At 68.2% G+C, this 14,180-nt stretch carries 11 protein-coding genes; 10 read left to right on the top strand and 1 reads right to left on the bottom strand.

The annotated features are described in order from the left end of the window. Positions 1 to 457 precede the first annotated feature (457 nt). Complete coding sequence (locus tag ACT3UL_RS17705; protein WP_444579667.1) at positions 458 to 1,480, bottom strand: LacI family DNA-binding transcriptional regulator; 1,023 nt, start codon at positions 1,478 to 1,480, stop codon at positions 458 to 460. Between the two features lie 456 nt (positions 1,481 to 1,936). Between ACT3UL_RS17705 and chvE the strand changes: the two genes are divergently transcribed. The 10 genes from chvE to ACT3UL_RS17655 all read left to right on the top strand — a co-directional run bounded on the left by chvE (position 1,937) and on the right by ACT3UL_RS17655 (position 14,141). Next, positions 1,937 to 3,088, top strand: a complete 1,152-nt coding sequence (chvE, locus tag ACT3UL_RS17700; RefSeq protein WP_444579666.1) for a multiple monosaccharide ABC transporter substrate-binding protein — start codon at positions 1,937 to 1,939, stop codon at positions 3,086 to 3,088. Between the two features lie 85 nt (positions 3,089 to 3,173). After that, positions 3,174 to 4,715, top strand: coding sequence for a multiple monosaccharide ABC transporter ATP-binding protein (mmsA, locus tag ACT3UL_RS17695; protein WP_444579665.1), 1,542 nt, complete (start codon positions 3,174 to 3,176; stop codon positions 4,713 to 4,715). 9 nt (positions 4,716 to 4,724) lie between these two features. Next, entirely contained in the window at positions 4,725 to 5,906 is a 1,182-nt protein-coding gene (mmsB, locus tag ACT3UL_RS17690; RefSeq protein WP_443352036.1) for a multiple monosaccharide ABC transporter permease, read from the top strand. A 545-nt stretch (positions 5,907 to 6,451) separates the two neighbouring features. Continuing rightward, entirely contained in the window at positions 6,452 to 7,735 is a 1,284-nt protein-coding gene (locus tag ACT3UL_RS17685; protein ID WP_441464515.1) for an extracellular solute-binding protein, read from the top strand. A gap of 139 nt (positions 7,736 to 7,874) precedes the next feature. Continuing rightward, complete coding sequence (locus ACT3UL_RS17680) at positions 7,875 to 8,825, top strand: carbohydrate ABC transporter permease (protein ID WP_443352161.1); 951 nt, start codon at positions 7,875 to 7,877, stop codon at positions 8,823 to 8,825. Next, the gene (locus ACT3UL_RS17675) at positions 8,822 to 9,736 is read left to right on the top strand and encodes a carbohydrate ABC transporter permease (protein ID WP_444579664.1); all 915 of its coding nucleotides are present in this window, start codon (positions 8,822 to 8,824) and stop codon (positions 9,734 to 9,736) included. The genes ACT3UL_RS17680 and ACT3UL_RS17675 overlap by 4 nt, the downstream gene beginning before the upstream one ends. 271 nt (positions 9,737 to 10,007) lie before the next feature. Further along, positions 10,008 to 11,270 (top strand): ABC transporter substrate-binding protein, encoded by a 1,263-nt coding sequence (locus ACT3UL_RS17670; protein ID WP_444579663.1) that lies wholly within the window; start codon positions 10,008 to 10,010, stop codon positions 11,268 to 11,270. After that, on the top strand, positions 11,267 to 12,322 hold the full coding sequence (locus tag ACT3UL_RS17665; RefSeq protein WP_444579662.1) for a carbohydrate ABC transporter permease: 1,056 nt from the start codon (positions 11,267 to 11,269) through the stop codon (positions 12,320 to 12,322). The genes ACT3UL_RS17670 and ACT3UL_RS17665 overlap by 4 nt, the downstream gene beginning before the upstream one ends. After that, positions 12,319 to 13,173, top strand: a complete 855-nt coding sequence (locus tag ACT3UL_RS17660; protein ID WP_443352027.1) for a carbohydrate ABC transporter permease — start codon at positions 12,319 to 12,321, stop codon at positions 13,171 to 13,173. Before ACT3UL_RS17665 ends, ACT3UL_RS17660 begins: the two co-directional genes overlap by 4 nt. Beyond that, positions 13,170 to 14,141: a glycoside hydrolase family 43 protein gene (locus ACT3UL_RS17655; RefSeq protein ID WP_444579661.1), complete on the top strand. Its 972-nt coding sequence runs from the start codon at positions 13,170 to 13,172 to the stop codon at positions 14,139 to 14,141. The genes ACT3UL_RS17660 and ACT3UL_RS17655 overlap by 4 nt, the downstream gene beginning before the upstream one ends. The last annotated feature ends 39 nt before the right edge of the window (positions 14,142 to 14,180 follow it).

Genomic DNA, 14,180 nt, shown 5'->3' with positions numbered 1-14,180 from the left:
ACATTTTGATCTCGAGATCTGGGCGTCGACGCGTCGGCCGGCCCTGTCGAGTCCGTCGAGCTCGTGACCCCACCTGCCCCGTCGTGCCTGTCGAGCTCGTGACTTCGCCTGCCCCGTCGTGCCCGTCGAGCTCGTGACCCCACCTGCCCCAGCACACCCGTGACGACGTCGGTCTCGTCGAGTCCCTCGAAACGTCCCGTCAGCGGGACGTTTCGGTGGAGTGGGTGGGCCTCACTGGGAGTGTCGTCCCCAGCGCCCCAGCGCCCCAGCGCCCCAGCGCCCCAGCGCCCCAGCGCCCCAGCGCCCCAGCGCCCCAGCGCCCCAGCGCCCCAGCGCCCCAGCGCCCCAGCGTGCCTGCGACCCAGCGCCCCAGTGGACCAGTGCCCCTGCACCCCTGCACCCCTGCATCCCCGCGCCCCTCCGGGCGGCGGGGCCGGCGGGACCGGGTGGCGGGCGGTCAGTGGGTGCGTTCGGGACGGGTGGATCGGCGCACGACCAGGCGGGGCGGCAGCGTGCTGGGGGTCCCGGGCGGGAGCTCGTGCCCCTCGAGCAGGCACAGCAGGCGCCGCAGGGCAAGGCGGCCGAGGTCCGCGAAGGGCTGCGAGACGGTGGTCAGGGAGGGGATCTGGAACTCGGCGCCGAGCGTGTTGTCGAAGCCCACCACGGCGACGTCCTCGGGGATGCGCAGCCGGTGCTCATGCAGGGCGTGGAGCACACCGATCGCCATCATGTCGTTCGCGGCGAAGATCGCGTCGGGCAGGCCCTCCCGGACCAGGTCGTTGGCGAGGTCGTAGCCGGCTCGAGGGGTCCAGTCGCCGGGGCCGACGACGGCTGCGTCGAGGCCGTGCAGCTCGACGGCGTGCTCGAAGCCCTCGAGGCGGGCGCGGGCGTCGAACCAGTCCTGCGGCCCGGCCGCGTGGACCACCGAGCGGGCGCCGGTGCGCACCAGGTGCTCGATGACCTGCAGCGCTCCGAGCTGCTGGTCCACGCCGACGACCTCCACCCCGGGCGCTCGAGGGGCTTGCGCGGAGACCGCGACCACCGGGGTGGAGCGGGCGACCGCGGCGACGGCGGGCACCATGCCCTCGTGGGCCGCGACCACGAGGACGCCGTCGGCCCCGGAGCCCAGGAGCTCGGCGCCGATCTCGCGGTCGCAGTCGTCGTGCGCGCCGACGGTGGTCAGGAGCACCGAGTAGCCGGCCTCGCGGGCGGCGGATTCGATCGCTGTGGTGGTCTCCGCCGGCCCGAACAGTGCGGAGCCGTCGGTGAGCATGCCGATCAGCGAGGACCGGGTGGTCTTCAGGGCGCGGGCGGCCCGGTTCCGGGTGTAGCCGAGCTCGGTGATCGCCTGGCGTACGCGGGTGCGGGTGTCGGGGCGCACGATCTCCGGCTCGTTGAGGACGCGGGAGACGGTCTGGTAGGAGACGCCGGCACGGGCGGCGACGTCGGCCATGGAGGGACGGCGGGCGGTGGTGTCCATGGGGTCCTTCCTGGGGGCGGTGCGGCGGTCCGAGCGGGCGGCGGTCCGGGCGGGTGGCGGTGGAGGTCGGCCAGGGTGCCCGGTCCGAGGATTCCGTGCCCGGCCCGGCGTGGATGCCCCGTGTCGTGCATGACCTGCGCCAACGCGTGAAAACGCTTTACAGCAGGTCACCGCATTGCACGGAACTTACCAGTGGTAAGTCGTTGCTGATTCGTGACCCGCGTGGGGTCGACTCTTCTTGACATCTGCTTCAATGTGAACGTTACCATTCGGGGCGTTCGGTGCCATCGATGGCATGCGAACCAAGGACACGGACCCGCCCAGGGTCCAGCAGTGACCGCCGATGCGATGTCGACGCGGTGACGGGCGGAGCAGCCCGGCGCCGTACGCGCTCAGAGCCACGCGGGACGTCCCCTGCTGCAGGTAGCAGTCGACGATTTCGAGGAGGAAATACCCATGTACAACCGGAGAATCTTCATGCTGGGCGCGACGGCCACGGCGGCCGCGCTCGGACTGGCCGCCTGTGGCGGCGAAGGCGCAGGATCCGGCGGCCCCGACACGGACGCCGCACCCAGTGAGCAGACCGTCGGCGTCGCGATGCCCACCCAGACCTACGAGCGGTGGGTCGCGGACGGCAACAACATCAAGAAGGGCCTGGAGGACAAGGGCTTCAAGGTCGACATGCAGTACGCCGAGGATGACATCCCGACGCAGCAGCAGCAGATCGATCAGATGGTCAACTCGGGCGTCAGCGTGCTGCTGATCGCCTCGATCGACGGCGCCTCGCTCTCCTCGCAGCTCGATGCGGCCGCCGCGGCGAACATCCCGGTCATCGCGTACGACCGCCTGCTCACCGACAGCGAGAACGTCGACTTCTACGTCACCTTCGACAACTACAAGGTGGGCGTGAACCAGGCCAACGCGCTGATGTTCGGCCTGGGCCTGCTGGACGAGAAGTTCGAGGCCGCCGACGACGCCCCGAAGGGCCCGCTGAACGTCGAGCTCTTCGCCGGATCGCTGGACGACAACAACGCCCACCTGTTCTGGAAGGGCGCGATCGACACCCTCCAGCCGTACTTCGACGACGGCACCCTCGTGGTGCTGTCCAAGCAGACCGACATCGAGCAGGCCGCCACCCAGCGCTGGGAGCAGGAGACCGCCCAGAAGCGCATGGAGAACCTGCTCACCACGCACTACAACGGCGGCGAGGAGCTGGCCGGCGTGCTGGCCCCGGCCGATCCGCTGTCGCGCGGCATCATCAACGCCCTGCAGAACGCGGGCCTCGGGCCGACGATCAAGGAGGGACTGCCCATCGTGACCGGGCAGGACGCCGAGATCGCCTCGATCAAGCTGATCGCCGACGGGGTGCAGTCCTCGACCATCTTCAAGGACACCCGCAACCTCGCCGAGCAGGCGATCGTGGCCGCGGAGTCCATCCTCAAGGGCGACAACCCCGAGGCGAACGACACCGAGACGTACGACAACGGCGTGAAGGTCGTGCCGTCGTACCTGCTCGAGGTCCAGATGGTCCTGGAGAGCAACTACCAGCAGATCATGGTCGATTCCGGGTACTACACCGAGAAGCAGGTCGAGACCGGCCAGCTCTGAGCCGGCCTCTGCAGCAGAAAACCGGTGGGGTCCCGGCGCGCGCGACGTCGCGGCGCCGGGACCCTCCTGCCCGAAGGAGGGCCCCTTGACCGAACACATCCTCGAGATGCGGTCCATCACCAAGAGATTCCCCGGCGTCGTCGCCCTCAAGGACGTGTCCCTGACCGTCGACGAGGGGGAGATCCACGCGATCTGCGGCGAGAACGGCGCCGGCAAGTCCACGCTCATGAAGGTGCTCTCCGGCGTCGAGCCGGCCGGCAGCTACGAGGGCGAGATCCATTACCGCGGCCGCCCCGTCAGCTTCGCCACCATCAACGACTCCGAGGCCGAGGGCATCGTGATCATCCACCAGGAGCTCGCCCTGGTGCCCCACCTGTCGATCGCCGAGAACATCTTCCTGGGGAACGAGCAGACCAAGGGCGGCGTGATCAGCTGGCACGAGACCAACGCCCGGGCCGCCGAGCTGCTCGAGCGCGTCGGACTGCGCGAGAAGCCCGTGACCCCCGTCGGGCAGCTCGGCGTGGGCAAGCAGCAGCTGGTGGAGATCGCCAAGGCGCTCACCAAGAACGTGAGCCTGCTGATCCTCGACGAGCCCACCGCGGCGCTGAACGACGACGACTCCGAGCATCTGCTGAACCTCATCCGCGGTCTGCGCGACGAGGGCGTCACCAGCATCATCATCAGCCACAAGCTCGGGGAGATCGCCGCCGTCGCCGACGCCACGACGATCATCCGCGACGGCTCCACCATCGAGACCATCGACATGGGCGTCCCCGCCGAGCAGAAGCGCACCCTCATCCCGCGCATCATCAAGGGCATGGTGGGTCGCGACATCGGCAACCTCTACCCGGAGCGCCACGCCGAGATCGGCGAGGAGATCTTCCGGGTCGAGGACTGGCACGTCGGCCACCCCACCCAGCAGGGGCGCGTGGTCGTCGACGGCGCGTCGCTGACCGTGCGCGCCGGCGAGGTCGTCGGCATCGCCGGGCTCATGGGTGCAGGCCGCACCGAGCTCGCCATGAGCGTCTTCGGGCGCTCCTACGGGCGCGACATCTCCGGCACCGCCTACATGCACGGCAGGCCGGTGCGGCTGCACTCGGTCTCCGACGCCATCGACGCCGGGATCGCCTACGTCTCCGAGGACCGCAAGCAGTACGGGCTGAACCTGATCCAGGACATCCGCACGAACGTCACCGCGGCCGGCCTGAAGAAGATCACCACCGGCGGGTGGATCAACGGCAACGAGGAGATCGCGGTCGCCGAGCGCTACCGCTCCTCGTTGAACATCAAGACCCCGACCGTCATGGCGCCCGTCGGCAAGCTCTCCGGCGGCAACCAGCAGAAGGTCGTGCTCAGCAAGTGGCTGTACACCGAGCCCGAGCTGCTGATCCTCGACGAGCCCACCCGCGGCGTCGACGTCGGCGCGAAGTTCGAGATCTACTCGATCATCAATGAGCTCGCCGAGTCCGGCAAGGCGATCATCGTCATCTCCTCGGAGCTGCCCGAAGTCATGGGGCTCTCCGATCGCATCTACACATTGTCCACGGGGCGCATCACCGGCGAGGTCGCCGCTCAGGACGCCACGCAGGAGCACCTCATGGAGCTCATGACCAGGGAAAGGGAGTGAGCGCGCCTCATGGCGGGAACTTCTGACATCAAAGAGCTCCTGACGCGGAACATGCGTCAGAGCGGCATCTACATCGCGTTCGTGTTCATCATCGTGCTGTTCACGATCCTCACGGGCGGTGCCCTGCTCAGCCCGGGCAACCTGACGAACCTGGTGCTGCAGTACTCCTACATCCTCATCCTCGCGATCGGCATGGTGCTGATCATCGTGGCCGGGCACATCGACCTGTCCGTCGGCTCAGTGGTCGCCCTGACCGGCGGCGTCGCAGCCGTCGTGGTGATCGGCCACGGCATGCCCTGGTGGCTCGGCGTGCTCGCGGCGCTGGGCACCGGTGTGCTGGTGGGCCTGTGGCAGGGCTTCTGGGTGGCCTATGTGGGCATCCCGGCGTTCATCGTCACCCTGGCCGGCATGCTCATCTTCCGCGGCATGGCCATGCAGGTCCTGGGCAACGTCTCGCTCTCGCCGTTCCCCAAGGAGTACCAGTACATCTCTGGCGGGTTCCTCAACGGGATCTTCGGCGGCAACGGCTACGACGCCTTCACGCTGTTCCTCGCCGCTGCGCTGATCGTGGTCTTCGCGGTCCAGCAGTACCGCGGGCGCCTGGCGAAGCTGAAGTACAAGCAGCAGGTCGAGGCCCAGCCGCTGTTCTGGCTGAAGACCGCCGCGATCGCCGTGGTCGTCATGGCCTTCGCCTGGCAGCTCGCGCACTCTCGCGGCCTGCCGGTGGTGCTGATCCTGCTGGCCGCCCTCGTGCTCATCTACGGCTTCATCAGCCAGAACACGATCTTCGGTCGACACATCTACGCCATGGGCGGCAACCTCCAGGCCGCGCAGCTCTCCGGCGTGAAGACCCGCCGCGTGAACATGCTCCTGTTCGTGAACATGGGCCTGCTCTCCGCGGTCGCCGGCATCGTCTACTCCGCGCGCTCGAACAGCGCCCAGCCGGGCGCCGGCAACATGTTCGAGCTCGACGCCATCGCGGCCGCCTTCATCGGTGGCGCGGCGGTCACCGGCGGCGTGGGCAAGGTCCACGGCGCGATCATCGGTGGTCTCATCATGGCGGTCATGTCCAACGGCATGCAGATCATGGGCATCGACCAGTCCACCCAGTCGGTCGTCCGCGGCGTGGTGCTGCTGGTGGCCGTGGCCTTCGACGTCTGGAACAAGAAGCGCTCCACCAGCGGAGCCTGAGAGGCGACGACAGGGCCTGGCTCTGTCGCCTGCGACCGGAACCCCGCCGCCATCCTCGATCCCCATGGTCGAGGACGGCGGCGGGGTTCCGTGCGTCGAGTCGATGAAGCGATGACCGGTTCGGGTCTGAAGGGCCGAGAGAGGTCCGACGGCGTCCTGGCGCCCGCGATGCGCGCGATGACGGGGCGCCGTTCTGTCCGCCTTGAGCGATGACGAACTGTGCTTCTGAAGTCCGACCCTTTCGTGATGAGCGCTGACCTGCCCGGATGGAGCGAATCGGCCGGTGGGCCCCACAAGAAGCACTTCTGCGCGGAGTGTTGACGGCCGCTTTGCAACGATGTAAATTCGAAACCAGCGTACGAAGACTGTCGGGTTGACGGCCGCGCACGGCATCTGCCGCGGCGGCCGCGCCCCACCACGAAGAGGTGGATGGAATGATGCTTGGTTCTTCTCGCGCCGGCGCCGCAGGGCCCCGGCCGACTTCCCCCGGAGGTCTTCCCGGGCGTGCTCGCGACAGCGGCCCCGCCGTCGGCCGTCGCGCCCTGATGCAGGGTGCCGGCACCCTGGGCGCTCTCGGCGGGCTGGGTGCGCTGTCCGGCTGCGCCGGCACCGCGGCGAGGGCGGCCGATGACATCGCCTTCTGGCACCTGCTCTCCGGGCCGGACGGAGTGACAATGGGCGAGATGCTCGACGGTTACATGGCCACCGAGGGGTCGGCCTCCGTCAAGCAGACCGTGCTCGCCTGGGGCGCCCCGTACTACACGAAGCTCGCGATGGCCTCGGCCGGCGGCCGAGCCCCTGACCTCGCCGTGATGCACGCGGCGCGCGTGCCCGGCTACGCGCCCGGGGGTCTGCTCGATGAATGGGACATCGACCTGCTCGGGGAGTTCGGCGTCCGCCAGGAGGACTTCCCGGAGCTGATCTGGGACAAGATGGTCGTGGAGGGCAAGCTCACCGACATCGCCCTGGATTCCCACCCGTTCGTCCTCTACTACAACACCGAGATCGCCGACGCGGCGGGTGTGCTGGGCAGTGATGGACTCCTGATGCCCACCGACAACCCCGAGGATTTCCGGGCGATGGCGCTCGAGCTCGGGGCCAAGGCTCCCAGCGGCTATGGGCTCTCCTTCGGGTACCTGGGGGACGGCTCCAACCAGTGGCGCATGTTCTCCACCTACTACGCCCAGCTCGGCGGCACGATCGAGCTGCCGGTGGGCAAGAAGATGGTGTACCAGGAGGAACTGGTCATCGAGGCCGCGGAGTGGATCCTCTCGCTCATCGACGGCGAGGTCGGCAACCCCGGGCACGACGGAGGCACCGCGATCTCCGAGTTCGCCACCGGTGGTTCCGGGGCCTTCTACGGCGGTGTCTGGGAATCGGGGAACTACCGCAACCAAGGAGTCCCCTTCGACATGACCATGATCCCGGGCGTCTTCGGGGAGCCGGTCGCCTACGCCGACTCGCACTCCTTCGTGCTGCCCCACCAGATGAACCCGGATCCGGAACGGCGCCGCAACGTGCATGGAGTCGTCGCCTACCTCCTGAAGAACTCGATCACGTGGGCGGGCGCTGGACACATTCCCGCCTACTCCCCGGTGATCGAGGATCCGGCCTATGCCGACCTCGTCCCGCAGTCGCACTATGCCGATGCAGTCGACCACCTCGTCTATGACCCGCCGGCCTGGTTCAGCGGATCCGGCAGCGACTTCCACACCTATTTCGGCAATGACATGCAGAACGTCTGGGCGCGGCGCACCGATCCGCTCGACGGCTGGAACGCTTTCGTCGCCCGGATCAACGCCCTGCTGCTCAAGCCGACCCCGATGTGATCGCCGTGCGATATCTCGAGACGCTGCCTCCCGGGTTCCGCACGACCCCGGTGGCCACCTCGTCCCTCCCCTCCCCGGCGCGCCGTTCGCGCTCCATCTCAGTCGTGCAGACATGTCCGTCCGTCGAAGGAGACGACCGATGACCACCGCCGAAGCTCTCTCCGCCCCTCCACAGGGCGCTCTGCAGGGCGACAGCCTCGCCGTCGGCCGGGCCCGTCGCCGCCGCTCGGACAACCTGCGCGGCTGGCTGTACTGCGCGCCGTTCCTCCTCGCGTTCGGGATATTCCTCATCTGGCCCACGATCTACGGCCTGTGGATGAGCTTCACCGGAACGAGCCTCGCCGGCACGAACACGGAGTTCGTGGGCCTGGCGAACTGGAAAGAAGCCCTCGGGGACCCGCAGGTCTGGACCTCGCTGGCCAACACCGCGTGGTTCACCGTCCTCTCGACGGTCCCGCTGGTGGTGGTCGCGATGCTGCTCGCGGTGCTGGTCAACATCGGGCTGCCGGGTCAGTGGTTCTGGCGGCTCTCGTTCTTCATGCCGTTCCTGCTCGCCTCGACCGTGGTCTCGCAGTTCTGGAACTGGATGTACAACCCGCAGCTGGGGCTGATCAACACCTTCCTCGGCTGGTTCGGGATCGCTGGGCCAGCCTGGTTGCAGGACCCGAGCACGGCCATGATCGCCGTGGTCGTCACGACCGTGTGGTGGACCATCGGCTTCAACTTCCTGCTCTACCTCGCTGCCCTCCAGAACATTCCCGATCAGCTCTACGAGGCCGCCTCGCTCGACGGGGCCGGCGCCTGGCGGAAGTTCCGCTCGATCACCCTGCCGCAGCTCCTGCCCACGACCGTGCTGGTCCTTGTCCTGCAGATGCTGGCCTCGCTGAAGGTCTTCGATCAGATCTATCAGATGACCGGCGGCGGGCCCGGAGGGGAGACCCGTCCGGTGCTGCTGTACATCTACGAGGTCGGATTCACCGGCTACCGCCTGGGCTATGCCTCGGCGATCTCCTACATCTTCTTCTTCCTGATCATCATCGTCTCGATCGCCTACATGGTGATCTCGTCCCGACGGAGCGTGAAGGCATGAGCGCCGCGACCCCCACCGCCACCCTGAGCCCGGCGGTCCCGATCTCGGAGTCTCCGGCACTCAGCACGGCCGGGCGTCGCCGTCGCGGGCCCACCCCTGCCCGGATCCTCGCCTTCGTGATCCTCGCCGTCCTCGCTCTGGCCTGGCTCATCCCGGTGCTCTGGGCGGTGCTGACCTCCTTCAAGACGGAAGCCGAGGCGGCCGCCATGCCGGTCTCGATCATTCCCGACAGCGGGTTCACGCTGAAGGCCTACCTCAATGTGCTCACCGAGGGTCTGGTGCCGCGATGGGCATGGAACAGCCTGCTCACCTCGGCGCTGGTCACGGTGATCACCGTGGCGATCTCGACGCTCGCCGGCTATGCCCTGTCGCGGCTGAAGTTCGCCGGTCGGCAGATGATCATCACCCTGATCGTCGCCTCGATTATGATCCCTGGCCAGATCCTCATCGTCCCGCTGTTCCACCTGATGCTGAACCTGAACCTGGTGGACACCTACTGGGGGATCATCCTGCCGCAGGTCGTCGCGGCACCCATGGTGTTCATCCTCAAGAAGTTCTTCGACCAGATCCCCTTCGAGCTCGAGGAGGCCGCGCTCATGGACGGCGCGAGCCGGCTGCGGATCTTCTGGTCCATCGTGCTGCCGCTGTCCCGCCCGATCCTGGGCGCTGTCGCGATCTTCGTGTTCATCGGCGCATGGAACAACTTCCTGTGGCCATTCATCGTGGTCAACGACGCCAGCTTGATGACGCTGCCCACCGGTCTTCAGACCGTGATCAGCGCCTACGGCATCCAGTACGCGCAGAACATGGCCCAGGCCGTGCTCGCCGCGCTGCCGTTGATCGTGGTGTTCATGTTCTTCCAGCGCCAGATCATCAAGGGTGTCGCCACCACCGGCATTGCCGGCACCTGAGAGGCGGCTCTGACGGGACCGGTCAGCCCGACCGGTCCCGCGCCTCGCGTCCCACGCGACCATCGGACGTCTGCCATCCGGCGCGTCCGAGCTCTTTCCCGAGCCGAGCGCCCGCCGGGTGGCAGGCGTTCTGTGTGCGCACCGCGTCGGGGAGGTCGAGAACCTGCCTCCGGAACCGTTGCGCAGATGTGACCGGAGCCACCTATTCTCACGTTAGACTCCGAGCAGTGTCGCAACGATGCGACGCCTCGGTGCCTCAAAGGAGACGGCTATGCCTACTCGGAATCGGTTCACGCGACGCAATGCTCTCGGTCTCGGCGGGATGGCGCTCGCCGGCGCCGGCCTCGCGGCCTGCGGCGGCAACACCGGCGGTCTGACCGGTGGTGGCGGAGGAGGAGGCGGCGGAGAGACGCTCTCGCAGTGGTACCACCAGTACGGCGAGGACGGCACGCAGGACGCCGCGACGAAGTACGCCGCGGGCTACGAGGACGCGACCGTGAAGGTGAACTGGGTGACCGGCGACTATGCCGCCCGGCTCTCGACCGCGCTGCTCTCGGGCGGCGGCGCCGACGTGTTCGAGAACAACGGGATCGCTGTGGACCAGGCGAAGCAGGGGCGGTACACCGACCTGACCGACATCATGGAGCCGGTCAAGGACCAGTTCAACGAGGCGTCGCTCGGCCCGGTCACGATCGACGGCAAGATCTGGGGCATCCCCATGATCCTGGACCCGCAGCACTTCTACTACCGCAAGAGCATGTTCGAGAAGGCGGGCATCGAGCCGCCGACAACCTTCGACGACCTGGTCGCCGCGGCCACCGAGCTGACCACGCCGGACCAGAAGGGCCTGTTCCTGGGCAACAACTACGACGCCAGCTCGTGGGCGATGGTCTGGGCCGCAGGCGGATCCCCGATGAACGAGGCGAAGGACGCGGTCGGCTACAACACCCCCGGCTACGCCGAGGGACTCGGATCGATCCAGCAGATGATCAAGGACGACGTGCTCCTCACCGGTGCCCCCTCGGACTGGGCGGATCCGGCGGCCTTCGCCGCGGGCCTCGCCGCGATCACCTGGGGCGGCTGCTGGGCGCTCCCGGCCCTCGAGGGCGCACTCGACGACATCGGCGTGTTCCCGCATCCGGCCGTCGGCTCGGACGGCCGCCAGGTCGCCTTCATGGGCTCCTGGAACGAGCAGGTCGCCGGCAACAGCGAGAAGACCGATGCGGCCAAGGCGTTCGCCAAGTGGCTGTGGGTGGACCAGACCGATCATCAGACGGACTGGGCGCTCAGCTACGGGTTCCACATCCCGCCGATCACCGCGGTCGCCGATCAGGCGGAGGCGCTCAAGGAGGGCAACGGCCTGGAGATCGCGACCATGGCCAAGGACATGGGGGTCACCGGCCCGCCGGAGTACACCGGGGACATCGGCACTCCGCGCGACGACGCGATCAGCAACATCCTCAAGAACGGTGCCGACCCGGCCGAGGAGCTGGCGAAGGCCGAGGAGGCCAGCAACCGGGCGATCGGGTCGTGAGCGCCCCGTCCGCCACGCGGGCCGACGCCACGGCCGCGCCCCCGACCCGCACCGGCCCCACCCGGATCAAGGGGAACGGACTCGCCTTCTGGCTCTTCTTCACCCCGTTCCTGGTCGGGCTGTGCGTGTTCACGATCCTGCCGCTGATCTGGGGTGGGACGCTGAGCCTCTTCGAGGCCCGCGGCACCGTGCTGCCCACGAAGTTCATCGGCCTGGACAACTTCCGCGGCTTCCTCGTCGACACCGCGTTCCTGCAGTCCCTGCGCACCTTCCTCGTGTTCGCAGTGTTCATCGTGCCGGTCACGATGGCGGTCTCCCTCGCGCTCGCCGTGCTAGTCAACGGCCTGCCGAGGTTTCAGACCTTCTTCCGCTCGGTGTTCTTCCTGCCCACGGCATGCAGCTATGTCGTCGCCTGCGTGGTGTGGAGGCTGTCGCTGTTCAACGGTCTCGAGTCCGGGATCGTGAATCAGCTGCTGGGCGTGGTCGGGCTCGACTCGATCGCGTCATGGCTGTCCGCCTCGCCGTACTGGTGGATCGTGCTGGTCTCCGTGCGGCTGTGGCTGCAGGTCGGCTTCTACATGCTGCTGTTCCTCGCGGGCCTGCAGGCGATCCCCACCCAGATGTACGAGGCGGCGTCGGTCGACGGGCTGAATCCCGGTGGCTTCTCGATGTTCCGCCTGATCACCCTGCCGCAGCTGCGCACCACGTCGGCCGCGGTGCTGCTGCTCCTGCTCATCGCGTCCTTCCAGGCGTTCGACGAGTTCTACAACCTCACGGGCAACAATCCCGAGACCCGACCCCCGCTGGTGTACCTGTACAACATCGCGCTCGGTCCGCAGCAGGACTTCGGCCGCGGCTCCGCGGGCGCGCTCGTGCTCACCGCGATCATGGTCCTCGCCGGGCTCCTGCAGACCTGGCTGGTCGGCTTCGGGTCCAACGACGACACCACCCGGCGCCGGTTCGGGTTCCTGCGCGGGCGCCGCCGTCGGCCCGTCGACGCCGCGGAGACGACGGAGACCACGCAGACGCCGGAGAAGGAGGCGCGGCGATGACCGCACAGCTCAACATCGTGGGCCAGAACCGCAGCAGCGTCGGACTCGTGCTGCGCTACACGGTGGCGTCCGTGCTGGCCCTGGTGTTCCTCGTGCCGTTCTACGCGATGATCAAGACGGCGCTGTCCACCAACGACGAGATCTATTCGCAGGACTTCGTGTTCTGGCCGAGCGATCCGCAATGGCAGCGCATCCCGGAGCTCTTCGCGGATCCGCGGTATCTCGACGCGCTGATGAACTCCGCGATCATGGCGATCGTCTCGACGTCGCTGTCCATCCTCATCGCGGCGCTGGCCGGGTACGCCCTGGTGCGGATCCCGCACCGAGCCGCGAAACCGATGTTCATACTGGTCATCGTGGTGCTGCTGGTGCCGGCGACCACGGCGTTCGTCCCGAACTTCATCATCGTCGCCTCGCTCGGCTGGATCGGCACCCTGCAGGGCCTGATCGTGCCGGGACTGTTCAGCGCCTTCAACGTGTTCCTGTTCCGGCAGTTCTATGTGAACTTCCCACGGGAGATCGAGGAGGCCGCCTATATCGACGGTGCCGGGTTCTTCCGCACCTTCTTCCGGATCGTCTTCCCCAATACGCTGCCGTTCGCCTCGGCGCTCACGGTGCTGGGGCTGATCGGCTCGTGGAACGCCTTCCTGTGGCCGCTGGTCGTGGCGGGCGACGGGCAGAATGCGATGACGGTGCAGATATATCTGTCCTCCTTCCTCACCGCGCAGACCTTCGACTACGGCGGCCTGTTCATGGCCGCCACCGTCAGCCTGATCCCGGTGCTGCTGGTGTTCTTCGTGCTCCAGCGCTACCTGGTCGCGGGCATCGCGGCGACGGGACTGAAGGGATGAGCGGGGCAGGTGGGGACGCCGGCGACCGGCCCGTCGAGGACGGTTCGGTCCGTGCTCCCCGGGCCGAGCCCGCCTGGTCGACGCCGCTCGCGGACCCCGCCGTGGTGCGCACGGCCGACGGGTGGATCGCCTACGGGACCGGTCCGGTGCATGGCGGTCGTGCTGTCCCGGCCGCGGTCTCGTCGGACCTGCGCGAGTGGCGCGGGGTCGGCAACGTCCTGCAGGCGCTCGACCCGCAGGCGGGGGACTCCTACTGGGCTCCCGAGGTCTGCGTGCGCGACGGCATCTGGTGGATGTACTACTCGGTGGGCCATGGCGATCGGGGGCACCTGATCCGGGTCGCCCGGGCCGAGCGTCCCGAGGGCCCGTTCCTCGACCAGGGCGTGGTCCTCACCCCGGACGAGCTGTTCGCGATCGACGCCTCCCCGTGCCGGCTCCCCGACGGCAGCTGGTGGCTGTTCTTCGCCCGCGACGTGCTCGACCACGAACGGCCGGGCACCCATCTCGCGGCCGCGCCGCTGCTCTCCCCGACCTCGCTCGGGGAGACGGTGAGCGTGCTCGCGCCGTACGCGGACTGGCAGATCTTCGCCCGCGACCGAGAGATGTACGGCCGACGCTTCGACTGGCACACCCTCGAGGGCCCGCACGTGGTGGTCCGCGATGGTGTGCTGCTGATGACCTGGTCAGGAGGTTCCTGGCAGGGGCCCGGCTATCGCACGGCCTGGGCCTGGGCGACGTCGCCCGAGGGTCCCTGGACCGTGCCGGCGCCGGGGGAGGACGTGCTGCTGGCGAGCGACGAGGAGTTCATCGGGCCCGGGCACAACTCATGCACGATCGGTCCCGACGGCCAGGACGTGATCGCCTTCCACGCCTGGGACGAGGAGCGCACCGGCCGCTACCTGCATCTGCGGGAGCTCGAGGTGGGTACGGAACCGCCGTCCCTGGTCGTGAGCCGCCGGGCTCCGTGAGCCGACGGGCTGGCTGAGCCGACGGGCTCCGTGAGCCGA

The organism is Brachybacterium sp. 107 (assembly GCF_052379725.1).
Classification (GTDB): Bacteria; Actinomycetota; Actinomycetes; order Actinomycetales; family Dermabacteraceae; genus Brachybacterium.
This window is presented reverse-complemented; position numbering and strand designations above follow the sequence as displayed.

Coding starts and splice junctions, on each gene's coding strand:
- ACT3UL_RS17705 (WP_444579667.1), bottom strand. CDS start 1,480: ATGGACACCACCGCCCGCCGTCCCTCCATGGCCGACGTCGCCGCCCGT.
- chvE (WP_444579666.1), top strand. CDS start 1,937: ATGTACAACCGGAGAATCTTCATGCTGGGCGCGACGGCCACGGCGGCC.
- mmsB (WP_443352036.1), top strand. CDS start 4,725: ATGGCGGGAACTTCTGACATCAAAGAGCTCCTGACGCGGAACATGCGT.
- ACT3UL_RS17685 (WP_441464515.1), top strand. CDS start 6,452: ATGCAGGGTGCCGGCACCCTGGGCGCTCTCGGCGGGCTGGGTGCGCTG.
- ACT3UL_RS17680 (WP_443352161.1), top strand. CDS start 7,875: ATGACCACCGCCGAAGCTCTCTCCGCCCCTCCACAGGGCGCTCTGCAG.
- ACT3UL_RS17675 (WP_444579664.1), top strand. CDS start 8,822: ATGAGCGCCGCGACCCCCACCGCCACCCTGAGCCCGGCGGTCCCGATC.
- ACT3UL_RS17670 (WP_444579663.1), top strand. CDS start 10,008: ATGCCTACTCGGAATCGGTTCACGCGACGCAATGCTCTCGGTCTCGGC.
- ACT3UL_RS17660 (WP_443352027.1), top strand. CDS start 12,319: ATGACCGCACAGCTCAACATCGTGGGCCAGAACCGCAGCAGCGTCGGA.
- ACT3UL_RS17655 (WP_444579661.1), top strand. CDS start 13,170: ATGAGCGGGGCAGGTGGGGACGCCGGCGACCGGCCCGTCGAGGACGGT.